The organism is Nonomuraea sp. bgisy101, from assembly GCF_057708945.1.
Genome location: NZ_JBYITD010000020.1, coordinates 69,026 through 90,908, shown reverse-complemented (window position 1 = coordinate 90,908; position 21,883 = coordinate 69,026). Strand labels below are relative to the sequence as shown.

The following is a 21,883-nucleotide window of genomic DNA, read 5'->3' as shown; positions in this document are numbered from 1 at the left end:
GCCCGATAACACCCTTTCACTATTGCAATAGTGAAAGGGTGTTATATCGACGATCAGGCTGTCAAGGCCGCCGCCAGTTCGCGGACCGAGCGCTTGAGCCGGTCGACGCCGAGATGGCGCACCAGTTCGCCGCCGAAGCAGGCGAGCACCGTGTGGGCGAGGAAGCCCGCGTCCCTGTCCGGCCGCGCCTCGGCGATCAGGGCCGTGACGTGGGCGTGCCAGCGCAGGTAGGTCGGGTCGGCGTACTTGTCCTCCGCGCAGGCGCGCTCGTGGGCCGCGAACAGCGCGATGTTCCGCCCCGCCAGATCGGCCAGCTCGTCCAGGAAGCCGAACAGGCGCTCACTGGCGGGGATGGCCGGATCCTCGGCGGCGATCCGGGCGGCCAGCCGTTCGGCCCGCTCGGCCAGCAGTTCCTGGAACAGCCCCGTGCGGTTGCCGAACCTGCGGAACACCGTGCCCTTGCCCACGCCCGCCGCCTCGGCGACGCGGTCCAGCGAGACGCTCTCGCCCGTGGCGAGCAGCTCTTCGGCCGCCCGCAGGATGGCCTCGCGGTTTCTGGTCGCGTCGGATCGCACCACGATGGCCCCCTTGTAAGCGGACTGACGGTCCTCATACTATCAAGCGGACCGACAGTCCGGTTCAGGCTCCGTAGCGGCGGGCCGCACCGGGCCGAGCATTCCGTGCCGAAGGAGAATCATGCGTGCGCTGCGGGAACTGAGGCTGGCCGAGGCACCCGAGCCCGTGCCCGGCCCTGGCGAGGTGCTCGTCGAGGTCCGCCACGTCTCGGCGAACCACGGCGAGCTCCGGCACCCCCGGATCGGCGGCCACGACGCCGCGGGCATCGTGCTGGAGGGCCCGGGCAAGGGCGGCAGGGTCGTCGCGTTCGGGCCGGGCGCCTGGGCGGAGCGGGCGGTCTTCCCCCGGTCGTCCGTGGCCGCCGTGCCCGACGGCGTGGACCTCGCGCACGCCGCGGCGCTGCCGATGGCGGGCCTCACCGCGCTGCGCACGCTCAGGGCCGCAGGACCGCTGCTCGGCAGGCGCGTGCTGATCACCGGCGCGTCGGGCGGCGTCGGCAGGCTGGCCGTCCAGCTGGCCCACCATGCGGGCGCGCACGTGATCGCCGCCGCCCGGCGCGGCGAAGGGCTACGCGAGCTGGGCGCCGACGAAGTGGTCGCCTCGCTCGACGGCGTCGGGCCCGTCGACGTGGTGCTCGAACTGCTCGGCGGCCCTCACCTGGTCAGGGCGTGGGAGCTGCTGGCACCCGGCGGCAACCTGCAGAGCATCGGCTGGTCCTCGGGCGAGCCCGCCGCGTTCACCTCGCTGTTCGCGCTCGGCGCGGCCAGGTCCATCCACTCCTTCGGCGACGTCTCCGAGCCGGGCCCCGACCTGGAGATCCTCGTCGACCTCGTCGCCCGCGGCCTGCTGTCGCCGTCGATCGGCTGGCGCGGCTCGTGGGAGCGCGCCGGCGAGGCCGCCGACGCGCTCTTCTCCGGGCAGGTCAGGGGGAAGATCGTGCTGGACGTGACCTGATCCGCTCGTGACCGGGGTCGTACGGCGGGCGCTCCTCGACCGCGGCCTCCACCCAGGTGCCGTCCACGCCGACGGTCACGTCCCGCGGCTCGCCCCGCAGGTAGGCGTAGGCGATCGAGGCGTCCACGCGGTGCCCGTAGCCGCCGCTCGTCACGCGGCTGGTGGGCACGCCGTCCACCCGCACGGGCTCCCCTCCCAGGCACACCCGCCGCGGGTCGCGCAGCACCAGGCAGCGCAGCGTCCGTTCGGGCGCGGGATCCAGCGCGTCCCTGCCGAGGAAGTCCTTGCCCGTGGTGACGGCGAAGCCGAGCCCCGCCTCGTACGGCGTGGTCTCGGGGGTGATGTCCAGCCCCCAGACCCGATAGCCCTTCTCCAGGCGCATCGAGTCGATGGCCCGGTACCCCCCTGGACGCATGCCGTACGGCAGGCCCGCCGCCATGAGCGCGTCCCACAGGGTCAGGCCGTACTCGGCCGGGCAGTACAGCTCCCAGCCGTACTCGCCCACGAACGTCACCCGCTGCGCCAGCACCGGCACGTGCGCGACGCTGATGTGCCTGGCCTGCAGGTAGGGGAAGCCGAGGTCGTCGTCGCAGATCCGCTCCAGGATCGCGGCCGCCTGCGGGCCCCACAGGCAGTAGCAGGCGTAGGCGGAGGTGACGTCCGCGACGTCGAGGCCGTTGCGGCGCAGCCACGCGGCGTCGTGCGTCCCGTACGCGGTGCCGGTGACCAGCCGGAACCTGTCCTCGCCGAGCCGGGTGACGGTCAGGTCGGCCTCGATGCCGCCCCGGTGGTTGAGCAGCTGGGTGTAGACGACCGCGCCGGCCTTCCTGTCGATCTGGTTGGCGCACAGCCGCTGGAGCCGGTCGAGCGCGCCCGGCCCCGACACCTCCAGCTTGGCGAACGAGGTCTGGTCGAACAGCCCCGCCGCGTCCCTGGTGGCCAGGCACTCCTCCCGTACGGCGGGCGACCACACCCGGCCCGCCCAGCCCAGCGGTCGTGGCCCGTCACCGGTCGCGTTGGAGTCGAACCAGTTGACTCGCTCCCACCCGGCCTTCTCGCCGAACGCCGCGTCGAGGTCGGCGTGTCTGGGCCAGGCGGGTGAGCGGCGCAGCGGCCTGGCGGCGGTGCGCTCCTCGCCCGGATAGACGATGTCGTAGTACTTCGAGTAGGAGTCGAGCGCCTTCGTCCTGGCCCAGCGCTCCGATCCGGCGTAGCCGCCGAACCGTCTGACGTCCATCCCGAACAGGTCGTACTCGGGCACGCCGTCGACGATCCACTCGGCCATCACCTTGCCGACGCCTCCGGCGGCCGCCAGCCCGTGGACGCAGAATCCCGCCGCGACCCAGAACCCGCGCACCGCGGTCTCTCCCAGCAGGAACTCGCCGTCGGGGGTGAACGCCTCGGGCCCGTGCACGATCCGCGCCACCTGGCCGGCGTCGAAGTCGTCCGTGGTCCGCTTGGCGATGACGGGCAGCCGGTGACGGGCCGACGCCCACGACTCCCTGAACTTGGGCAGGTTCGGTTCGAAGAGCAGCCTCGACTCTGCCAGCGGGTCGGCCGCCTCCCAGATCTCGGGCGTGCGGATGTAGCCGCCGACGAGGATCCCGCCCTCGTGCTCGCGGAAGTAGACGATGTTGTCGGGGTCGCGCACGGTCGGCGTGGACGAGGGGATGTCCGCGGGGTGGGTCACGACGTACTGGTGCTTGATGGGCACGATCGGGACGTCCACGCCTGCCAGCGCGCCCACCTTCCCCGCCGCCGCTCCGGCGCAGTTCACGACGGTCTCGGTGCTGACGACCCTCTCGTCACCGTCCCCCGCGGTGGAGGTCAGACGGACCCCGCGGACCGCGCCGCCGGCCACGTCCACGCCGGTGACCCGCACGCCGGTGACGATCCGGACGCCGAGCTTCGCCGCCCCCTCGGCCAGGGCCCGCGCCAGTGACGCGGGGTCCAGCCACCCGTCGCCCGGCAACCACAGCGAGGCCAGGATGTCCTCGTCGTTCAGCATGGGCATCAGGTCGTTGGTCTGCCTGCCCGACAGCAGCGACATGTCCAGGCCGTACGTCTCGGCGGCGCCCGCCTGCCTGACGAGCTCCTCCACCCTGTCGTGCGTGGTCGCGAGCCGCAGCCCGCCGACGCCGTGCCAGCCGGGGTCGAGGCCGGTCAGCTCGGCCAGCTCGGGGTAGAGCCCGGCCGAGTACATGATCATTCGTGTCTGCGTGACCGTGGAGCGAAGCTGGCCGACGAACCCGGCCGAGTGCCACGTGGTGCCCTCGGTGAGCTCGTGCTGCTCGACGAGCACCACGTCTTTCCAGCCGAGGCGGGCCAGATGGTAGGCCACGCTGCAGCCCGCCACCCCGCCGCCGATCACTATCGCCTGTGCCGAATCGGGTATTCCCATGATCGAAACCGCCATGTACCTATGAGAAACGTGCTAGGTGGACCGCCACCAGGACCCGGGTATGGCGCGGACGTGTGGTGGAGATCTGGTGAGCACGTTTCTCATGAGCCACCTTGCCCGCAGGATCGGAATGGTCTAAATGTAGGCCAAAGGGAGTCGCGCATGCCAGACGTGATCGAATTGGTCTCCGATTGGGCCGGGCGACCGGTCAGTCAGACCCCCATCAAGGGTGGGCTCAGTCACCTGATCGCCAAGGTCGAGACAGGGGACGGGGAGCGATGGCTGCTGCGCGTGCTCGATCCGGCCGTGTGCGCGGCAGGCCTGGGCATTCCCATAGACCAGGAGGTCGAGAACACGATCAGGGCCGCCGAGACCGGCGTCGGCCCGAAGGTGATCCACCATTTCCCCGAGGCTCACGCCCTCTTGATCGAATACCTGGACGGCATCACCCTTAATGCCGGACAAATAAGTAAAAATCTGGAAAAGGTGGCTATCGCTTGCCGGCGACTTCACGCCGGTCCCCGCTTCGTCAACGACTTCTCCATCTTCGACAAGCTGCGCGAGTTCCGCGCCCGCTGCCACACCCATGACCTGGGAGTTCCCCACGGTTACGACGACGTCCTTCCCGCGATAGCGGACATCGAGCGGGCCATCCCCGCCGTCCCTACCGTGCCGTGCCACAACGACCTGCTGGCCGAGAACTTCATCGCCCAGGACGACGAGATCCGCATCGTCGACTACCAACTCTCAGGCAACAACGACCCCGCCTTCGAACTCGGCGACATCGCCGCGGAAGCGGACCTCGACCCTGACCAGACCGCACACCTGGCCAGGGCCTACTTCAGCAACGGCGACCACGACTCCCGCGTCCGCCTCTTCCAGATCATGTCGAACGTGACGTGGACCCTCTGGTTCTCCGTCCATCACGGCCTCCTCGTACGGCAGGCCGACTTCGACTACGAAGCGGAAGCCGCGGGCAAGTTCGCGCGAGCCGTACGAGACCTGGACGGTGTCGGCCGTCTGATCGACGACGTCCGGAGGCACTAGCACAACCCGAGGAGATTCCATGACATTGGACGAGGATTCCCAGACATTAGACGAGGATTCCCGGCGGCTCGCCGAGCTCGGTTACAAGCAGGAGTTATCGAGGACCTGGAGCGGCTTCTCCAACTTCGCCATCTCATTCTCGATCATCTCAATCCTGGCCGGGTGCTTCACCACGTTCGGCCAGGCATGGAACAACGGCGGTCCCATCGCCATCTCCTGGGGCTGGCCGCTGATCTCGATGTTCATCCTCATCATCGGCTTCTGCATGTCGGAACTGGTGTCGGCGTACCCGACGGCGGGCGGCATCTACTGGTGGGCGGCCACGATGGGCAAGCCGATCCACGGCTGGTTCACCGGCTGGCTGAACCTCATCGGGCTGGTCGCCGTCACCGCGTCGGTCGACTACGGCTGCGCGACCTTCCTGAACATCACGATCAGCCGCCTCACGGGGGGCGCGTGGGAGGCCACGCTCACCAACGCGTTCCTGCTGTTCGTGATCGTCCTGGTCCTGCACGCGTTGATCAACATCTACAGCCACCGGCTCATCTCGCTCCTGCAGAACGTCTCCGTCTGGTGGCATGTGGCGGGCGCGGCGATCGTGGTCGCCATCCTGGTCTTCGCGCCGAGCGAGCACCAGACGCTCCGGTTCGTGTTCACCGAGACGATCAACAACTCCGGCTTCTCGGACTCGTCGTTCTGGTTCTACGTGCTGCCGCTGGGCTTCCTGCTCACGCAGTACACGATCACCGGGTTCGACGCGTGCGCCCACGTCTCCGAGGAGACCCACGGGGCGTCGCTGTCGGCGGCCAGGGGCCTGTGGCAGTCGATCTTCTACTCGGCGATCGGCGGCTGGATCCTGCTGCTGGCGTTCCTGTTCGCCGCCACGAACGTCGACGAGATCAACAAGCAGTTCGGCTTCGTCGGCGCGATCTTCGACACGGCGCTGCCCGCGAGCCTGGCCACGGCGATCTTCGCGATCTCCACGATCGGCCAGTTCTTCTGCGGGATGAGCTGTGTGACCTCGATGTCGCGCATGACCTACGCCTTCTCCCGCGACGGCGCCGTTCCCGGCTGGAGGCTGTGGTCGAAGGTCGACCGCAACCGCACGCCGGTCAACGCCATCATCGCCGGCTGCGTGGCCGCCGGCCTGATCACCCTGCCCGCCCTCTACGCGCCCGCAGGCCTCGGCACGCCGATCGCGTTCTACGCCGTCGTCTCGATCGCGGTGATCGGCCTCTACCTGGCCTTCCTCATCCCGATCTACCTGAGGCTGCGGATGGGCGACGCGTTCAGGCCGGGGCCGTGGACGCTGGGATCCAAGTACAAGGTGCTCGGATGGATCGCCGTCATCGAGATCGCGATCATCTCGATCTACTTCATCATGCCCCTGTCGCCGGCGGGCGTGCCGGGCAATCCCGACTTCACCTGGACCGCGGTGAACTACGCGCCCATCGCCGTGGGCGGCGTCCTGCTCGGCATCGCCCTGTGGTGGACGCTGTCGGCCAAGAAGTGGTTCACCGGACCCCGCCGCAACGTCGACGAGACCGTCGGCTGAGCCATCGGGGGTACGGCCCGCACGCCGTACCCCCGCTGCGCTAGGACGCGTCGAAGGCCGCGGCCACGACCGCGCGGACCTCGGCCATGTCGGCCGAACCGCGCTCGCGCAGGAGGGAGGTCATGTCGGCCTCGGGCATCCCGCACGGGATCGCCCAGTGCCACGGCTCGAGATCGCCGTCGACGTTGAGGGCGAAGCCGTGACTGGTGACGCCGCGCGACTGGCGCATGCCGATGGAGACCACCTTGCGGCCGGTCTCGCTGGTCCAGACGCCGGTGAGCAGTTCGGAGCCCGGCGGGGTGTCGCGGCGCTCGGCCGCCAGCCCGAGGTCGGCCAGCGCCGAGACCAGGCGCAGCTCGACCTCGCGCACGTAGTCGACGATGCCCTCGTCCTCGCCGAGCTTGACGATGAGGTAGCCGACCAGCTGGCCGGGGCCATGGTAGGTCAGCTGACCGCCCCTGCCCGTCTCCACCACGGGGATGCCGCGCGTGGGGTCGGGCAGGTGGTGAAGCGGCGTGCGCCTGCCGACGGTGAAGACCGAAGGGTGGCTCAGCAGCCACAGCGTGTCGGGACGCTCATCGCGTTGGCGCTCGCCGACCAGGTCCGTCATGCGTTCCATGGCCTTGTCGTAGTCGACGAGTTCGTCCTGGATGAGTGTCAGCGACCGTTCCCTCATGCCTCGAGCATAAGCGCGGTCAGTAGCGCTCGGGCCCGTTGGGCATGATGATCCAGAGGATCACGTAGAGGACCCACAGCGGTCCGGGGATCAGCGAGAGCAGCAGCCACACGATCCTGACGAAGGTGGGCGGCAGGCCCAGACGGTCGGCGATCCCGCCGCAGACGCCGGCGATGATTCGGTGTTCTCTCGAGCGGTGCATCGAGCTCCTCCGTGTGGTGTCGATTCACCTGGTTCAACGAACCCGACCTCGATCAGCGTTCCTGACCGCGACCCTGATTGAACCCTGACAGGGTCAGCCACCGCTCCGCCGCGGCCAGATGTCGCATGGTCAGGCCGTGGCGCGGGTCGACGGGAACGAGCAGGAAGTCGTCGACTCCCTGATGCGCCCTGAGGTACTCCTCGTCGGCGGCCCAGAGGTGGTCGTCGAACCAGACGAACGGCCTGCGGTCCACGTAGTCGGCGACGCAGGGCGTCTTGAACGACTCGCCCCGCTCGCTCGGCCGCTTCGGCTCCATGGGCACGACCGGCAGCCGGGGCAGGCCGACCCTGGGCGCGATCCACTCGTTGGCGCTGTGCTCCCACGTCGTCGCCCACACCAGCTCCGACCGCGTCTTGAGCGCCAGCTCCATGAGCCTGGCACCATGGCGGACGTTGAGGTGCACGGTGTACGAGTCCGCGCCGATCGTGCACAGGTAGCGCCTGAAGTCCCCATTCGGACGGCCGAACGGATTGAGCACGCCGTCCACATCCACAAGCAGCAGGGGCTTCACCCGATTTACCCTAGGGTGCCCTGCATGGATTCGCACTCCCTCCAAGCGCAAACCCGCCTCCTGGTACGCCAGAAGGTCACCATGATGGTGAACCGGTATGTCGTCCACGCCCCCAACCCCGACGGCTCCGAGGGTCCGATGGTCGCCTTCGCCGAGCAGAAGCGCATGAAGCTCAAGGAAGAGGTGATCCTCTTCACCGACGAGTCGAGGACCCGGGTACTGGCGAGCTTCAAGGCCCGCAACGTCATCGACCTCGGCAGCGGCTACGACGTCTTCGACGACGCCGGACGGCCCATCGGGCTGTTCCGCAAGAACTTCGGCCAGTCGCTGATCCGCTCCACCTGGCACCTCGACCAGCCGGGCATGCCGACGCTCACCGGGCAGGAGCGCAGCCCGTTGGTCGCGGTGCTGCGCAGGTTCGTGGACTCGCTGTCGTGGCTGCCGTACCACTTCGACTTCGGCGACGTGTTCTCCGTGGTCAAGAAGTGGGGGCTGCGCGACCGCTACGTCGTCGACATCAACGATCCGCGGACGGACCGGCGGCTGGTGATCGCCATGGCGGTCGCGCTCGACGCCCTTCAGTCCCGCTGAGCCCGGCTATGACGTCGAAGGCATGCCGTTCCGGATGACGGCCACCTGAGCCGGATCCCAGCCCGGCTTGGGAACCGAGGCGAGCAGCAGCCTGGTGTAGGGGTGTTCGGGCTCCTCGAGCACCCTGGCGACCGGGCCGCTCTCGACCACCTTGCCCCGGTGGAGCACCAGCGTGTCCTCGCACAGGTGCCTGACGACGGCCAGGTCGTGGCTGACGAACAGCAGCGCCACTCCCGACTCCCTGCGCACCTCGGCGAGCAGGTCGAGGATCTGCGCCTGGATGGAGACGTCGAGCGCGGCCACCGCCTCGTCGAGCACCACCACCGACGGCTCTACCGCCAGCGCCCTCGCGATGGCCAGCCGCTGGCGCTGACCTCCGCTGAGCTGGTGGGGCCGCGCGGTGGCCTCACGGCTGCCGAGCCCCACCCGGTCGAGCAGGGCGGCGGCGTGCGAGCGGTCCCTGCCGTGCAGCCGGAGCACGGCCTGCAGGCACTCGGCGGCCGTCAGCCTCGGGTCGAGGGAGACGTAGGGGTCCTGGAAGACCATCTGGACCTCGCGGGCCCTGCGCAGCCTGGCCGCGCGGCCGCGCTCGCGTGGGCCTCTGGCGCGACCGTCGACGGTGATCGTCCCCGAGTCGGGGGCGACCAGGCCGACGAGCATGCGGGCCACGGTCGTCTTGCCCGACCCCGATTCGCCCACCAGCCCGAGCGAGCCGCCGCTCGGCAGCGTGAACGACACGTCGTCGGCGGCGACCGCGCCCGGATAGGTCTTGCGCAGCCTCTCGACGGTCAGCATGCCGGGGCCCCCTCCTCGATCAGGTGACAGGCGGCCACCCCGCCGGCGACGGCCACGGGGACGGGCCGCCGCTCCTCGCACGCGGTGCCGGCCATGGCGCAGCGCGGCGCGAAGGGACAGCCGTCGAAGGCGTCGTCGAGCGAGGGAGGACGACCGGGAATCGGCCTGATCGGCCGGGGGTCGCCCAGCTCGGGCGTGCAGGCCAGCAGCCCCGCGGTGTAGGGATGACGCGGGTCGGCGAACAGCGCCTCGGCGGGCCGCGACTCCACGACGGTGCCCGCGTACAGTACGTAGATCCGGTCGCAGTAGGCGGCGGCCAGATGCAGGTCGTGGGTGATGAACAGCATGCCGAGCGCACGCTCGGCCTGGATCGCGCGCAGCAGCGCCAGCGTGTCGGCCTGGGTGGTGACGTCGAGCGCGCTGGTCGCCTCGTCGGCCAGCAGCAGCGCGGGCTCGGCGGCCAGCGCGGCGGCGATGACCACCCGCTGCAGCATGCCGCCCGACAGCTCGTGCGGGTACTGCCTCATCCGCAGCTCGGGCTCGCGCATGCCGACCGCCGCCAGCAACTCCAGTGCCCGCACTCGCGCCTCCTTCCTGGTACGGCCCAGCGTGTGGACCATCCGTTCGGTGAGGAAGTCGCCGATCCTGCGTACGGGGTTGAGCGACGAGCGCGGATCCTGGTAGATCATCGCCACCTGAGAGGCCCGCAACGACCGGAGCGCGGCGGCGTCCATGGTCAGCACGTCGGCACCCTCGACCAGCACCTCGCCCCGCGCCGCCGCGTTCTGCGGCAGCAGCCTGAGCACCGCGCGGGCGATCGTGGACTTGCCCGAACCCGACTCGCCCACCAGCCCGACGACCTCGCCGCGCGCCACGCTCAACGCGACGTCGCGCAGGATAGGCCGGCCGCCGCCCACCTCGATCGTCAGGCCCTTCACATCCAGCAGCATCAGGGCCTCCTCGCGGCCAGGCGGTCAGCGAGCCTGACCCCGATCACGTTGAACGACACCACCACCAGCGCGATCGCCGCGCCCGGCACGAGCACCGGCAGGAACGCGCCCTGCACCATCGCCGCCTGCCCCTCCTTGACCATCAGCCCCCAGTCCGACGACGGCGGCTGCGCCCCGAATCCGAGGAAGCTCAGCGTGGCCAGGCTCATCAGCCCCTCGCCGAACAGCACCACGAGGTAGCCGACGATCGACCTGGCCATGTTGGGCACCAGATGGCGCACGCAGATGCGCAGGCCGCTCATGCCCTGCACCCGGTAGGCGTCGATGTACGGCTTCGCGCATTCGGTGATCGCGATCGCCCTGGTGTACTTGGCGATCGTCGGCGTGTAGGCCAGGCCGAGCGCGACGACCGCCGTGGTGATGCCGTTGCCGAACACGGCGACGACCAGCACCACGAACAGCAGCCCGGGGAAGGCGTACATCACGTCGGTCACCCGCGAGACGAACGCGTCGACCCAGCCGCGCCACCAGGCGGCGAGCGTGCCGAGCGCGACGCCGAGCACCGAGGCGATCGCCAGTAGCGCCAGCGGGCCGATCAGCGAGGTCCGCGCGCCGTACAGGATCCTGGACAGCAGGTCGCGGCCCGACTGGTCGGCCCCGAGCAGATGCTCGGGCGACAGCGGGGAGAGGGTCGCGGCGAAGTCGACCGCGTCCGGCGCGTACGGCGCGACGACGGGCGCGAGCACCGCGCCCGCCACCACCAGGACGAGCAGCGCGGCGGCGAGCTGGAATCCCAGGGGCCGCCTCGCTGAGGGCAGGGTCGCGACAACGGTCATGCCCCGCTCCTCGCCCGCGGGTCGATCAGCGGCTGGGCGAGCTCGACCAGCGTGGTGACCGCGATGTAGGCCGTGACCATGAGCAGCAGCACCGCCTGCGTCACCGGGAAGTCGTGGGTGTTGATCGCGCCGACGAGCAGGGTGCCGACGCCGCTGAGCTGGAAGGCGCTCTCGACGGTGACCGTGCCCGCGAGCAGACCTGCGGTGACCAGGCCGCACATCGTGACGATCGGCCCGAGCGCGCCGCGGAGGACGTGTCGGACCACGATCAGCCGCTCGGACAGCCCGGAGGCGCGGGCGACCGTGACGTGGTCGAGCTCGCGCTGCTCGACCATCGCCTGCCTGGTCACCCTGCTGATGATGGCCAGTGCGCCGAGCGCGAGCGTGATCGCGGGCAGCGTGAGATGCCACAGCGACCCGCCCCCGCCGACGGGGAACCAGCCGAGCTGCACGCCGAACAGCGAGATCAGGCCCGTGGCCACCACGAACGGAGGCACGGAGGTGGCGAACGTGGTGCCCGCCACGACCGCGGCGTCGGTGCGTCCGCCGCGGACGGCGGCCAGCGCGCCGAGGGCGACGCCGAACACCACGAACAGCACCGCCGCGTAGGCGACCAGGCCGAGCGTGGTCGGGACCCTGGCGGCCAGCAGGTCCGCCACCTGGTCGCTGTACTTCAGCGAGCGTCCGAGGTCGCCGGTGACGGCGTCGCCGAGCCACCTCAGGTACTGCACGAGGAACGGGTCGTCGAGGTGGTACTGCGCCCTGATGGCCGCCAGGTACTCGGGGGTCAGGTTCTCCTTGCCGCCCGCCAGGAACGTCACGGGGTCACCCGGCGCCGCGTAGGCGGCGCCGAAGATCACGAACGACGTGGCCAGCAGGGTCGCCACCAGGCCCGCCACCTTGCGGGCCGCGCGCGTCACCATGTCGGCCCGCCGTGCCCGGGTCGCGTCGCCATGTCAGCCCTTCGCGCCCAGGTCGGCGGCCCACGGGTAGCCGAAGTACGTCATGGAGGCGGGCGGTCCCGTCACCTTGCCGCCGAGCACCACCGTGGACGGCACTTCGACCAGCGAGATCCACACCATGTCGGCGGTGAAGCGCCGCTGCAGCTCGATCACGTGCCCGGCCCTGGCCGCGGCGTCGGTCGTCTCCAGCGCCTTGGCCACCAGCGCGTCGTACTCGGGCGAGCTGAACCCGACCCAGTTGTTCGACGACCCGCTGAGGGCGTTGTCGTAGAAACCGACGGGGTCGCTCTTGGTGATGTACCAGTCGTCGGGCACGAGGTCGACCTGGGCCCGCTTCGCCTTGTCGGTGTAGAAGGTGCCGTACTCGGAGCTCGGGATCGTCTTGATCTCCGCCTTCAGCCCGATCTTCGTGGCCGCGTCGACGACCGCGTTGGCGATCACCGACCTGGCCTGGTCGCCGTCGGAGGCGATCACGATCGGTGTCCGCGGCGAGCCCGCCTCCTGCACGAGCTTCTTCGCCGCCTCCACGTCGGGCGCGTCGGGCGCGCCCTCGAGCCGGTCGTAGGCGCTCTGGAAGGTCTGCCTCTCGTACGACCACGCGCCCGCGCCCACGGGTACCTTCCACGGCCTGGCCAGCCCCGCGAAGCCCGACTTCGCGATGCCCGCCCTGTCGACGGCCAGCGAGAGCGCCCTGCGGATCCTCGGGTCCTTCAGCACACCCCTGTCGGTGGGCAGCAGTACGAACACCCTGGTCGTCGGCCCGTAGGCGACGCTGACGGCCGGGTTCCCGGCCAGCGCCACCGCGGGGCCCGTCTCGGCCAGGTAGGCGCCGTCGGCCGCTCCGGTGGTGAGGCTGTTGACCATGGCGCTGTCGTCCGCCCACCTGAACGTGACGGCCTTGGTCAGCGGCTTGACGTCCTTGTTCCAGTAGCCCTCGTGGCGGTCGATCGTGATCTCCGTGCCCGACCTCCACTCGCCCAGCTCGTAGGGCCCGGAGCAGGCGTCAGGGTGGCCCGGCGTGCCGTAGTCCTTGCCGAGCCTCTCGACGACCTTCTTGTTGAGCACGATGCCCGCGTCGCCCGCCATCGCCTGGATGAACAGCGCGTTGGCCTTCTTGAAGGTGACCTTGACCTGGTCGTCGCCCTCCTTGGTGACCGCGGCGACGTCCTCGAACTCGTCGGACTCGTTCATGCCGTCGCCCGCGTGGCGCTGGAGGCTCCACACCACGTCGTCGGCGGTCAGCGGGCTGCCGTCGTGGAAGGTGACGCCCTTCCTGATCGTGAACACCAGCGTCGTGGGGTCGACCTGGTCGGCCTTCTCGGCCAGCCACGGCTTGATCGTCATGTCGGGCTGGGTCTGCATGAGCCGCTCGCAGACGTTCGACATGATCGTACGGTTGGGCGTGCCGCCGTCGCCGTCGAGGTCGAGCGTGCCCGGCTCCTCGCCGAGCAGCCAGGTCGCCTTCTCCAGCGCGCCCGTCGCCTTGGGCGTGCTGTCGACCAGCGTCAGCTTGGCCACGTCTGGCGCCTTCGTGGTGGCCGCGGGGGCGCCGCACGCGGCGCTCACCCCGAGCAGGCCTACCAGGACCACCGGGGTCAGGGTCTTCTTCTTCATTGCGTGTCTCCGTCGTAGAGGTTCCAGGGCACGCGTTCGTATTCGTGGTCGCAGGGCGTGCCGGCAGCGATCAGGTAGTCGCCCGTGGTGAGGTCGACGCAGCTCGACAGGAGGGTGGCCCACCGTTTGACGGCGGGCTGGTCCTGGTCGGGGTGGGTGCACAGCGACTCGGGGTGACCGAGGTGGTCGGACATGGCGGTGCGGATCAGCTTGCGGGTCTCGTCGCCGCCAGAGGCGTGCCGTACGGCGCGCAGCCCCGCCTCCGCGCGCGGCACCCTGAACAGGGAGTCGGCGGAGCCCGGCCGGTAGGTGGCGGCCAGTTGCGGCGGCACGAACGCCTGGTAGTGGTTGCCGTGGACGAGCAGCCCGTCGGTCGGGTACATCCAGCCCACCGGGCCCGGCGTGGTCTCCAGGTCGATGGCGAACCCGTCGCGGTGGGTGACGAGCGCGTTGCTGGCGATGTGGGCGCGGGACTTGGTGAGCGCCTCGAGCGCGGCGTTGAGGTTGGGGCTGTCCAGGACGCGCCGCCTGATGAGCGTCTGGGGCACGCCGACCGCGTCGTCGAACCTGCCGCCGAGCCCGTTGGCGTTGAGCGCGATGCCTGCCGAGTTGGCCCCCTGCCGCCCGACCTGACCCGCTTCGACGTGCATGATGACCGTCGGTTTGCCGGGCTGGACCACCCTGAGCACCATGACGGTGTCGGCGACGCCGTGGCGCCAGTCCCAGTTCTGGCCCGCGTAGACGTGACCGTCGCCCGAGGCTTCCTGCAGCAGCGCGAAGGAGGTGCAGCCGTCGGGCTCCATCGTGCCGAACGTGCTGTCGTAGATGATCTCGCCGCGCGCGTTGAGCGCCAGGATGTCGAGGAAGCCGACGCCTGCGCCCTCGGCGATGCCCTCCATCTCCTCGACCAGCTCTGGCGCGAAGGCTGTGGAGGGCGCGACCCAGCGGGTCGCTCGCTGGGTGACCTGGTCCCAGCGCAGGCCGCTCGAGTGGGCGAACGCCTCCCGGTAGTAGGTCAGCGCGCGCTCGATCAGCTCGCGGGCCTGCTCGCCGTACTGGCGGCCGCGTTCTCGCGGCGGGCCCGAGATCTCGACGAGAGGCAGGGAGATGAGGCTCAATGGTGCTCCTTGGAACCTAGCCCTGTAATCTATGTTTCAGGGCCCGGGGAACTCTGTAACGCAGATTTCCAAACTCGTTCCGTGGGAGTCAATAGCCGTAATGGAAAATTCACTGAGTCCGATCGAGCAGCTCAGAGCGGTCGTCAAACAGGTGTGGGACGAGCTGTCGCCCGCCGAGCGCGCGGTGTGCCAGTTCCTGGTCTCCGCGGCGCCCGAGCAGATCCTGTTCGCCAGCGCTCAGGAGCTGGGCACGGCCACGGGCACCAGCAACGCCACCGTGATCAGGACCATGCAGCGGCTCGGCTTCGGCGGCCTGCCAGGGCTCAAGCGGGCGCTGGCCACCGAGTTCACCTCCTCCGTCGCCCCCGACGTACGGCTGCAGCAGCGCATCAGCCACGTCGGCCACGACCTGTCCGACATCTGGACGAGGGTCTTCGACGAGGCCTTCGAACGGATCGAGCACTGCAAGCGGCTGTTCGACCAGGAGGCGTTCACCCGCGCGGTCTCGGTCGTCGCCGCGGCGGGCTCCGTGCTCGTCTACGGCGCGGGCGCCTCCGAGCCCGCCGCCCGCCACCTCGCGCTCAAGCTCGGCCGCAGGGGACACCGCGCCCGCGCCATCACCGCCACCGGCTTCGTCCTGGCCGACGAGCTGCTCTGGCTGAGCCACGGCGACGCCGTGGTGATCTTCCAGCCCGGCAGGCGGCTGAAGGAGATAGACGTGCTGATCGACCGGGCCCGCGCGGTCGGCGCGGGAGTGGTCCTGGTCTCCGACGAGCTGGGCGCCGCATTCGAGGGCAAGGTGGAGGCGGTCCTCTCCGCGCCCCACACCCCGACCGGCATCACCGCCGAGCCGCTGACCGGCATCATCGTCGCCGACGCCCTGCTGCTGGCCATCGACTCCCTCGACGAGAACCGTTCGGTGGCCTACTCCCACCAGCTGACCGGCCTACGCGAACAGCTCCTCGGCCCGAGGAGGGTCACCCCCACGGGCTGATCATCCGGCAGGTCCTCCGGCAAGGCGACACACCGGCCCATGACACGACCATGCCGATCACGTGCCAAACTCAGGATCGTTTGGCCAACACCTCGATACCCAACGGAAGGTGCGTCTCGTGATCGGCTGGTTCGAAGCGGTGGTCCTCGGGCTGCTCCAAGGGCTCACGGAATTCCTGCCGATCTCCTCGAGCGCGCACATCAGGGTCGTCTCGGCCTTCTTCGGCTGGGAGGACCCGGGGGCGGCCTTCACCGCGGTCATCCAGCTCGGCACCGAGACCGCGGTGCTCATCTACTTCCGCAAGGAGCTCTGGGAGATCATCTCCACCTGGACCCGCTCCCTGTGGACGCCCTCCCTCCGCTCGGCGTTCCCCGCGCGGATGGGCTGGTACGTCATCGTGGGCACGATCCCCATCGCCGTCCTCGGCGTGACGTTCAAGGACCAGATCGAGACCGTCTTCCGCGACCTGCGCCTGATCGGCACGACCCTGATCGTCTTCGGCGTCATCCTGTGGTTCGCCGACCGCACGGCGCGCACCAAGCTGACGCTGGAGAAGCACCTGTCGTTCACCCACGCCCTGATCTACGGCTTCGCGCAGTCGCTCGCGCTGATCCCCGGAGTGTCGAGGTCGGGCGGCACGATCACGGCGGGCCTGCTGCTCGACTACCGGCGGGAGGAGGCGGCGAAGTACTCCTTCCTGCTGGCGATCCCCGCGGTGCTGTCGTCAGGCGTGCTCGAGCTGTTCGAGATCGGGGACGGGAAGGCGCCCGACTGGGGGCCGACCATCCTGGCCACGGTCATCTCGTTCGTCGTGGGCTACGCGGCGGTGGCCTGGTTCCTGAAGTACATCAGCACGCACCGCTTCACCGGGTTCGTCGTCTACCGGATCCTGCTGGGCGTCTTCGTCATCGCCGCCGTGTCATTCGGCTTGATCCCCGCCTGACCCCGCGGGGCCGGCCTCCCGGCCCCGCGGATCCCCCAGCGCGACACGGCCGGCCAGGCAGAAGATCACCGCGAACAGCGCCCACCCCGCGACGTACGCCACGGGCTCCCACACCATCTGGCGCCCCTCGAAGTAGACGGCCGCCCCCACGACAGCCCCGGGAACGGCGCCCCACCAGCGCCGCCACCACACCTCGTGGACGACGACCTCGAATGCCACCAGCGCGACCGGCCCGAGCAGCAGCATCTTGAGATTGAGCCGCTCGGCCACGACGTACTGGAGCGCCGCCACCGCCACCGCCGACAGCGTGGTCAGCAGCACGACCGGGGCGAACGGGGCGGGCTCGTCACGGGGATCGGTCATGGCCCCATTCTGGCGAGCCGCCTTCCACCAAGGCATTCGCCTTTGGTCTATGCCGCGACCGCGGACTCCGCGACTCTGACCGGCCGGTAGGTGGCCAGCGTGAACAGCAGGGTCACCGCGCCCAGCGCGGTCGCCAGCACGGTCACACCCGCCCTGCCGTACAGGTCGAGGGCGACGCCTCCGGCGATGCCCGCCACGAACAGCCCCAGGTACTGGCTGGAGGCCAGCAGCCCGAGACCGACGGGCACATTGCCCGGCACCGCGGCCACCGTCCTGAACTGCTGCGAGGGACCGACCAGCCAGCCGAGCGCGCCCCACGTGAACGCCCACACCAGCGCGACGCCGAGGTTGAGGTTCGCCACGGGGATGAGGCCGAGCAGCACGGTCGCCCCCGCGATGCCGATGAAGACCATCCTGCGCGGGCCGTAGGCGTCGGTGAGACGCCCGCCGACTGCGTTGCCGACCACGCCGCCGATGCCCCACGCCCACAGCACCGCCGCCAACGGCAGGTCGAACAGCGAGCCGATGTAGGTGTAGGCGGTGAAGGCGGCAGCGAAGATCAGCAACTGGGTCAGCAGGACGGCCAGCACCGCCCTGTCGGCGAGCGGGGTGAAACGGTCCCTGATCCTGGTCGAGGCGGGCAGGTGCACCTCGGGCACCACGAGCGCGACGGCCGCGAACCCGATGGCGGCGAGCACCACCACCATCCACACCGCCGCGCGCCATCCCGCGGCGCCGCCCATCCATGTCCCGAGCGGCACGCCCACCGCCGAGGCCACCGTCAGGCCGCCCATCACCACCGACAGCGCGCGGCCCCGCCGTTCCGGCTCGAACAGCGCGGTCGCCACCGCGGAGGCGACCGGGGTCACCATGGCCGCTCCCGCGGCGGCGATCACCCTGGTGCCCAGCATGAGGGCGAACGTGGGCACGAGCGCCGTCAGCGCGTTGCCCGCCGCCAGCACGCCGAGGCCGATGAGCAGCAGCCGCTTCTTCGACAGCCGGGCGGTGAGCGCGGCCAGGATCGGAGAGAGGATCGCGTAGGCAAGCGCGAACACGGTCATCAGCTGACCCGCCGCTGAGGGGGAGATGGCCAGGTCGTGGGCGATGGGCAGGACCAGGCCCGCGGTGACGAACATGCCGGTGCCCACGGAGAAGTTCCCCAGGGCAAGCGCGTACAGCTTGTGGGTCATGGGGACCAAGTTCGCCTATAGTTGGATTGTTGTCAAACTTTCAAACCGAGGGCAGGGTGATGCCATGCGCTTGCTACCTCAACCGGCGACCGAAGACATCCGGCTCACCGAGGTACTGCACGCGCTCGCCGACCCCGCGCGGCTCGACGTCATCACCCAGCTGGCCGCCGAGGCGGAGCTGACGTGCAGCGGCGTCGGCGAGTCGATCGGACTGCACAAGTCGACGATGTCCCACCACTACCGGGTCCTGCGCGAGTCGGGAGTCGTCTCCACCCGGCAAGAGGGCAGGAAGAAGTTCATGACGCTGCGTAAGGCCGACCTCGACCAGCGCTTTCCCGGCCTGCTCGACTCGGTGCTCGGCGCGGTGCTCGGCGCGGTGCGCTGATGCTGCCGGTCCACGCCGCGCTGCCCGCCCTGCTGCGGGCGCTCGACGACGACGGCCGCGCCGTACTGACCGCGCCGCCCGGCACGGGCAAGACCACGGTCGTGCCGCTCGCGCTCGCGGAGACGGGCCTGCGGGTGCTGGTCGCCGAGCCGCGCAGGCTCGCCGTGCGGGCCGCGGCGCGCCGGATGGACGTCGCCTACACCATCCGCGGCGAGCACCGCGAGGGCCGCCGCCCCGGCGTCGAGGTGGTCACCACCGGTGTACTGCTGCAGCGGCTCCAACGCGACCAGGAACTGCCGGGCGTCGACGTCGTCATGATCGACGAGTGCCACGAACGGCACCTCGACGCCGACACCGCCCTCGCCTTCCTGCTCGACGTCCGCGAGACGCTCCGACCCGACCTGCGCCTGCTCGCCGCCTCCGCCACCGCCGACACCACGCCATGGTCGCGGCTGCTCGGCGACGCTCCCGTGATCTCCGCCTCCGGCGTCGCCCACCCCCTCGAGATCGTCTGGGCGCCGCCGCCGCGGCCCGTCGCGCCACCGCACGGCCTGCGCGTCGACCCCGCACTGCTGGCCCACGTGGCCCACGTCGTACGGCGGGCGCTGGCCGAGCGGGAAGGAGACGTGCTGTGCTTCCTGCCCGGCGTCGGTGAGATCTCCCGGGTGGCCGGGATGCTCGACACGTCCTTCGACGTCCTCCAGGTGCACGGCCAGGCGCCCGCCCACGTCCAGGACGCGGTCCTCAGACCAGCCTCGACCAGGCGCGTCGTGCTGGCCACGTCCGTCGCCGAGTCCAGCCTGACCGTGCCGGGCGTGCGGGTGGTCGTGGACTCCGGGCTGGCCAGGGAACCGCGGACCGACCACGCCCGAGGACTCGGCTCGCTGACCACCGTCCACGTCTCCCGCGCCTCCGCCGACCAGCGGGCAGGACGCGCCGGACGCGAAGGGCCTGGCACCGTCTACCGGTGCTGGACCGAGGCCACCCACGCACGGCTAGCGCCGCAGGCGCCGCCGGAGATCCTCCTGGCCGACCTGACAGGGTTCGCGTTGCAGGCGGCGTGCTGGGGTTCACCCGACGCCTCCGACCTCGCCCTGCTCGATCGCCCACCGGCCGCCGCGATGGCCGCCGCGACCCGCACTCTCCGCAGCCTCGGCGCCGTCGAACCACTCGACGAGGATGCCGGCGCGTGGCCGCCCTCAGACGACGTCCTCGACGACGGGCGCGGGGGTGACCGGCCGCCTTCGGATGACATCGTCGACGACGGGCGCGGGGGTGACCGGCCGCCGCAGAACGGCCACCCGGCCGCCGGCCCGTCCGACGCCGCCCGTCTCGAGGCCGCCCCTCGAGAGAACGGCGGCATCGAAAAGGACCCCCTGGGCAGCGGCAGCGCCTCGGACAGCGGAATCCCCCCGGACAGCGGCATCGCCCCGGACAGCGGCATCGAAGACGGCGGCATTCCCTCGGACAGCGGCGTCGAAGACGGCGGAGGCGGAGGCGGCCCGTCGCGTGATCGGGTTCAGCGGCGTGACCGGATTCAGCGGAACGGGAGGCCGGGAGAAACCCCGGCGAGCGAACTGCCCGAGAGCGAACTGCCAGCGGGTGAGCGCCCAGCAGGCGGGACTCCGGGAGGGACGAGGCCAGCAGGCGGCACTCCGGCAGACGGCACTCCGGAAGGGACGAGGCCGACAGGCGGGACTCCGGCAGGGACAAGGCCGGCAGGCGGAAGCCCGGCGGGTGGGGTGGTGCGGCGGGTTCGGGTGACCGACAGAGGGCGGCGGATGGCCGCGGCGGGGGTGCACCCGCGCCTGGCCAGGGCCCTCCTCGACGCGGGCCCGCGCGCCGCCGAGGTGGTGGCGCTCCTGTCCGACCAACTCCCCCGGGACGCCGGTGACGACCTCGTCGACGTCTGGAGGAAGGCCGCCCGCGACCGCGACCCCCGATGGGCCCGCGAGGTCAAACGCCTCACCAACGCCAGGATCCAGGGCCCCGACGACGAGGCGGCGGGCCTGGCGGTCGCCATGGCCTTCCCCGAGCGGGTGGCCCGCAGGAGCGGCGGCGGCTACCTCATGGCCTCGGGCACCAGGGCCCAACTCCCGGAAGGTTCAAGGCTCGGCACCGCCGAATGGCTGGCCATCGCCGTCGCCGACCGTCCCACCGGCGCCGCCTCCGCCAGGATCAGACAGGCCGTCGTGATCGACGAGAGCATCGCCAGGCGGGTCGTGCCGGTGACCGTACAGGAGGAGGTGGGCTGGCGCCGCGGCGACGTCTCCGCCCGCGTCGTGGAACGGCTCGGCGCCATCGAGTTGTCCGTCAGCCCGCTGAAGGACGCCGACGTCCGACCGGCCCTCCTGCACGGCCTGCGCACGGAGAACGTCCTCACCTGGACCAGGGAAGCGGTCGCCGTCAGGGACAGGATGGCGTTCTGCCATCGCGCCATCGGCGACCCGTGGCCGTCGATGGACGACCTGATCGACCTCGCCGACCAGTGGCTCGAACCCGAGCTCTCCCGCGCGCGCCGCCGCGCCGACCTCGAACGGCTCGACGTGGCCGCCGCGCTCAAACGGCTGGTCCCGTGGAGCCGCCGCCTGGACGACGACGCGCCCTCGCACATCGAGGTACCCAGCGGCTCCAGGATCCGCGTCGACTACTCGGGCGAGCAGCCGGTGCTGGCCGTCAAACTGCAGGAACTGTTCGGGTGGCAGGAGGCGCCGCGCGTGTCCGGCGTCCCGCTGCTGATCCACCTGCTGTCTCCGGCGGGACGGCCCGCCGCCGTCACCTCCGACCTGGCCTCCTTCTGGCGGGACGGCTACCGCGCCGTCCGCGCCGAACTGCGCGGCCGCTATCCCAAGCACCCGTGGCCGGAGGACCCGCTCACCGCGACCCCCACCCGCCGCGCCAAACCCCGCTGACCCCAACACCGGGAACGGCGCGTTAGCTGGGCCGATCATCACGCCCCGAAACAACCGCGCGCTGGGTCCGGACGGGACCGTGGTCGGACGGAGCCACCCGACAACCCGCCGGTCGGCCCAGGTCACCCGACAACCGCCCGGTCGACCCGGAGCCACCCGACAACCCACCGATCGACCCAGGATCACCCGACAACCGGCCGATCGACCGCAGACAGGCAGCGACCCGTCGGTTCTGGCAGGTGCAGGTT

At 70.6% G+C, this 21,883-nt stretch carries 21 protein-coding genes; 8 read left to right on the top strand and 13 right to left on the bottom strand.

What is annotated here, in order from left to right:
* Positions 1 to 53: 53 nt before the first annotated feature.
* Positions 54 to 578, bottom strand: coding sequence for a TetR/AcrR family transcriptional regulator (locus AC3EO4_RS32910; RefSeq protein ID WP_431899269.1), 525 nt, complete (start codon positions 576 to 578; stop codon positions 54 to 56).
* Positions 579 to 696: 118 nt separating this feature from the next.
* On the opposite strand from AC3EO4_RS32910, the gene AC3EO4_RS32905 reads away from it, so the two are divergent.
* Positions 697 to 1,530 (top strand): zinc-binding dehydrogenase, encoded by an 834-nt coding sequence (locus tag AC3EO4_RS32905; RefSeq protein WP_379569596.1) that lies wholly within the window; start codon positions 697 to 699, stop codon positions 1,528 to 1,530.
* Here AC3EO4_RS32905 and AC3EO4_RS32900 read toward each other — a convergent pair.
* On the bottom strand, positions 1,499 to 3,931 hold the full coding sequence (locus tag AC3EO4_RS32900; protein WP_431899268.1) for a GcvT family protein: 2,433 nt from the start codon (positions 3,929 to 3,931) through the stop codon (positions 1,499 to 1,501). The two genes, AC3EO4_RS32905 and AC3EO4_RS32900, sit on opposite strands and share 32 nt — an antisense overlap.
* 162 nt (positions 3,932 to 4,093) lie before the next feature.
* Between AC3EO4_RS32900 and AC3EO4_RS32895 the strand changes: the two genes are divergently transcribed.
* Positions 4,094 to 4,978: a phosphotransferase gene (locus AC3EO4_RS32895; RefSeq protein WP_431899266.1), complete on the top strand. Its 885-nt coding sequence runs from the start codon at positions 4,094 to 4,096 to the stop codon at positions 4,976 to 4,978.
* Between the two features lie 19 nt (positions 4,979 to 4,997).
* A complete protein-coding gene (locus AC3EO4_RS32890; protein ID WP_379569602.1) occupies positions 4,998 to 6,533 on the top strand; it encodes an amino acid permease in 1,536 nt (511 codons plus the stop codon).
* A gap of 40 nt (positions 6,534 to 6,573) precedes the next feature.
* Here the strand turns inward: AC3EO4_RS32890 and lipB are convergent, their stop codons facing one another.
* The 3 genes from lipB to AC3EO4_RS32875 are packed head-to-tail and all read right to left on the bottom strand — an operon-like array spanning position 6,574 to position 7,982.
* Positions 6,574 to 7,209, bottom strand: coding sequence for a lipoyl(octanoyl) transferase LipB (gene lipB / locus AC3EO4_RS32885; protein WP_379569604.1), 636 nt, complete (start codon positions 7,207 to 7,209; stop codon positions 6,574 to 6,576).
* Between the two features lie 19 nt (positions 7,210 to 7,228).
* Entirely contained in the window at positions 7,229 to 7,411 is a 183-nt protein-coding gene (locus AC3EO4_RS32880) for a PspC domain-containing protein (RefSeq protein ID WP_358142826.1), read from the bottom strand.
* Positions 7,412 to 7,463: 52 nt separating this feature from the next.
* Entirely contained in the window at positions 7,464 to 7,982 is a 519-nt protein-coding gene (locus AC3EO4_RS32875; protein WP_379569606.1) for an HAD domain-containing protein, read from the bottom strand.
* Between the two features lie 24 nt (positions 7,983 to 8,006).
* On the opposite strand from AC3EO4_RS32875, the gene AC3EO4_RS32870 reads away from it, so the two are divergent.
* On the top strand, positions 8,007 to 8,573 hold the full coding sequence (locus AC3EO4_RS32870; RefSeq protein WP_379569608.1) for an LURP-one-related family protein: 567 nt from the start codon (positions 8,007 to 8,009) through the stop codon (positions 8,571 to 8,573).
* 6 nt (positions 8,574 to 8,579) lie between these two features.
* On the opposite strand, the gene AC3EO4_RS32865 is transcribed toward AC3EO4_RS32870, so the two are convergent.
* From AC3EO4_RS32865 to AC3EO4_RS32840, 6 genes are read right to left on the bottom strand one after another with little or no spacing between them, the layout of a single operon-like run.
* The gene (locus AC3EO4_RS32865) at positions 8,580 to 9,368 is read right to left on the bottom strand and encodes an ABC transporter ATP-binding protein (RefSeq protein ID WP_431899265.1); all 789 of its coding nucleotides are present in this window, start codon (positions 9,366 to 9,368) and stop codon (positions 8,580 to 8,582) included.
* A complete protein-coding gene (locus AC3EO4_RS32860) occupies positions 9,362 to 10,318 on the bottom strand; it encodes an ABC transporter ATP-binding protein (protein WP_431899263.1) in 957 nt (318 codons plus the stop codon). Before AC3EO4_RS32860 ends, AC3EO4_RS32865 begins: the two co-directional genes overlap by 7 nt.
* Positions 10,318 to 11,154, bottom strand: a complete 837-nt coding sequence (locus AC3EO4_RS32855; protein WP_379569614.1) for an ABC transporter permease — start codon at positions 11,152 to 11,154, stop codon at positions 10,318 to 10,320. The genes AC3EO4_RS32860 and AC3EO4_RS32855 overlap by 1 nt, the downstream gene beginning before the upstream one ends.
* Positions 11,151 to 12,077 carry an ABC transporter permease gene (locus tag AC3EO4_RS32850; RefSeq protein ID WP_379569616.1) on the bottom strand — a complete coding sequence of 309 codons (927 nt, stop codon included), beginning with the start codon at positions 12,075 to 12,077 and terminating at the stop codon, positions 11,151 to 11,153. Before AC3EO4_RS32850 ends, AC3EO4_RS32855 begins: the two co-directional genes overlap by 4 nt.
* 33 nt (positions 12,078 to 12,110) lie before the next feature.
* Entirely contained in the window at positions 12,111 to 13,730 is a 1,620-nt protein-coding gene (locus tag AC3EO4_RS32845; RefSeq protein WP_431899260.1) for an ABC transporter substrate-binding protein, read from the bottom strand.
* Entirely contained in the window at positions 13,727 to 14,848 is a 1,122-nt protein-coding gene (locus tag AC3EO4_RS32840) for a C45 family autoproteolytic acyltransferase/hydrolase (RefSeq protein WP_379569620.1), read from the bottom strand. Before AC3EO4_RS32840 ends, AC3EO4_RS32845 begins: the two co-directional genes overlap by 4 nt.
* Before the next feature lie 100 nt (positions 14,849 to 14,948).
* Here AC3EO4_RS32840 and AC3EO4_RS32835 point away from each other — a divergent pair, with 100 nt between their 5' ends.
* Positions 14,949 to 15,842, top strand: a complete 894-nt coding sequence (locus tag AC3EO4_RS32835; RefSeq protein ID WP_431899258.1) for a MurR/RpiR family transcriptional regulator — start codon at positions 14,949 to 14,951, stop codon at positions 15,840 to 15,842.
* A gap of 118 nt (positions 15,843 to 15,960) precedes the next feature.
* Positions 15,961 to 16,785, top strand: a complete 825-nt coding sequence (locus AC3EO4_RS32830) for an undecaprenyl-diphosphate phosphatase (RefSeq protein ID WP_379569624.1) — start codon at positions 15,961 to 15,963, stop codon at positions 16,783 to 16,785.
* Here AC3EO4_RS32830 and AC3EO4_RS32825 read toward each other — a convergent pair.
* Both AC3EO4_RS32825 and AC3EO4_RS32820 read right to left on the bottom strand, forming a co-directional pair.
* A complete protein-coding gene (locus AC3EO4_RS32825) occupies positions 16,762 to 17,148 on the bottom strand; it encodes a hypothetical protein (RefSeq protein WP_431899256.1) in 387 nt (128 codons plus the stop codon). The two genes, AC3EO4_RS32830 and AC3EO4_RS32825, sit on opposite strands and share 24 nt — an antisense overlap.
* A 47-nt stretch (positions 17,149 to 17,195) precedes the next feature.
* Positions 17,196 to 18,338 (bottom strand): MFS transporter, encoded by a 1,143-nt coding sequence (locus tag AC3EO4_RS32820; protein WP_431899255.1) that lies wholly within the window; start codon positions 18,336 to 18,338, stop codon positions 17,196 to 17,198.
* A gap of 64 nt (positions 18,339 to 18,402) precedes the next feature.
* On the opposite strand from AC3EO4_RS32820, the gene AC3EO4_RS32815 reads away from it, so the two are divergent.
* Both AC3EO4_RS32815 and AC3EO4_RS32810 read left to right on the top strand, forming a co-directional pair.
* Positions 18,403 to 18,723, top strand: coding sequence for an ArsR/SmtB family transcription factor (locus AC3EO4_RS32815; RefSeq protein WP_431899253.1), 321 nt, complete (start codon positions 18,403 to 18,405; stop codon positions 18,721 to 18,723).
* Complete coding sequence (locus AC3EO4_RS32810) at positions 18,723 to 21,635, top strand: ATP-dependent RNA helicase (RefSeq protein WP_379569632.1); 2,913 nt, start codon at positions 18,723 to 18,725, stop codon at positions 21,633 to 21,635. The genes AC3EO4_RS32815 and AC3EO4_RS32810 overlap by 1 nt, the downstream gene beginning before the upstream one ends.
* The last annotated feature ends 248 nt before the right edge of the window (positions 21,636 to 21,883 follow it).

What these genes read in the sequence shown, in the direction of transcription:
- AC3EO4_RS32895 (WP_431899266.1), top strand. Translation starts at nt 4,094, where the DNA reads ATGCCAGACGTGATCGAATTGGTCTCCGATTGGGCCGGGCGACCGGTC.
- AC3EO4_RS32860 (WP_431899263.1), bottom strand. Translation starts at nt 10,318, where the DNA reads ATGCTGCTGGATGTGAAGGGCCTGACGATCGAGGTGGGCGGCGGCCGG.
- AC3EO4_RS32855 (WP_379569614.1), bottom strand. Translation starts at nt 11,154, where the DNA reads ATGACCGTTGTCGCGACCCTGCCCTCAGCGAGGCGGCCCCTGGGATTC.
- AC3EO4_RS32865 (WP_431899265.1), bottom strand. Translation starts at nt 9,368, where the DNA reads ATGCTGACCGTCGAGAGGCTGCGCAAGACCTATCCGGGCGCGGTCGCC.
- AC3EO4_RS32835 (WP_431899258.1), top strand. Translation starts at nt 14,949, where the DNA reads ATGGAAAATTCACTGAGTCCGATCGAGCAGCTCAGAGCGGTCGTCAAA.
- AC3EO4_RS32890 (WP_379569602.1), top strand. Translation starts at nt 4,998, where the DNA reads ATGACATTGGACGAGGATTCCCAGACATTAGACGAGGATTCCCGGCGG.
- AC3EO4_RS32845 (WP_431899260.1), bottom strand. Translation starts at nt 13,730, where the DNA reads ATGAAGAAGAAGACCCTGACCCCGGTGGTCCTGGTAGGCCTGCTCGGG.
- lipB (WP_379569604.1), bottom strand. Translation starts at nt 7,209, where the DNA reads ATGAGGGAACGGTCGCTGACACTCATCCAGGACGAACTCGTCGACTAC.
- AC3EO4_RS32820 (WP_431899255.1), bottom strand. Translation starts at nt 18,338, where the DNA reads ATGACCCACAAGCTGTACGCGCTTGCCCTGGGGAACTTCTCCGTGGGC.
- AC3EO4_RS32850 (WP_379569616.1), bottom strand. Translation starts at nt 12,077, where the DNA reads ATGGTGACGCGCGCGGCCCGCAAGGTGGCGGGCCTGGTGGCGACCCTG.
- AC3EO4_RS32815 (WP_431899253.1), top strand. Translation starts at nt 18,403, where the DNA reads ATGCGCTTGCTACCTCAACCGGCGACCGAAGACATCCGGCTCACCGAG.
- AC3EO4_RS32825 (WP_431899256.1), bottom strand. Translation starts at nt 17,148, where the DNA reads ATGACCGATCCCCGTGACGAGCCCGCCCCGTTCGCCCCGGTCGTGCTG.
- AC3EO4_RS32900 (WP_431899268.1), bottom strand. Translation starts at nt 3,931, where the DNA reads ATGGGAATACCCGATTCGGCACAGGCGATAGTGATCGGCGGCGGGGTG.
- AC3EO4_RS32810 (WP_379569632.1), top strand. Translation starts at nt 18,723, where the DNA reads ATGCTGCCGGTCCACGCCGCGCTGCCCGCCCTGCTGCGGGCGCTCGAC.
- AC3EO4_RS32905 (WP_379569596.1), top strand. Translation starts at nt 697, where the DNA reads ATGCGTGCGCTGCGGGAACTGAGGCTGGCCGAGGCACCCGAGCCCGTG.
- AC3EO4_RS32870 (WP_379569608.1), top strand. Translation starts at nt 8,007, where the DNA reads ATGGATTCGCACTCCCTCCAAGCGCAAACCCGCCTCCTGGTACGCCAG.
- AC3EO4_RS32880 (WP_358142826.1), bottom strand. Translation starts at nt 7,411, where the DNA reads ATGCACCGCTCGAGAGAACACCGAATCATCGCCGGCGTCTGCGGCGGG.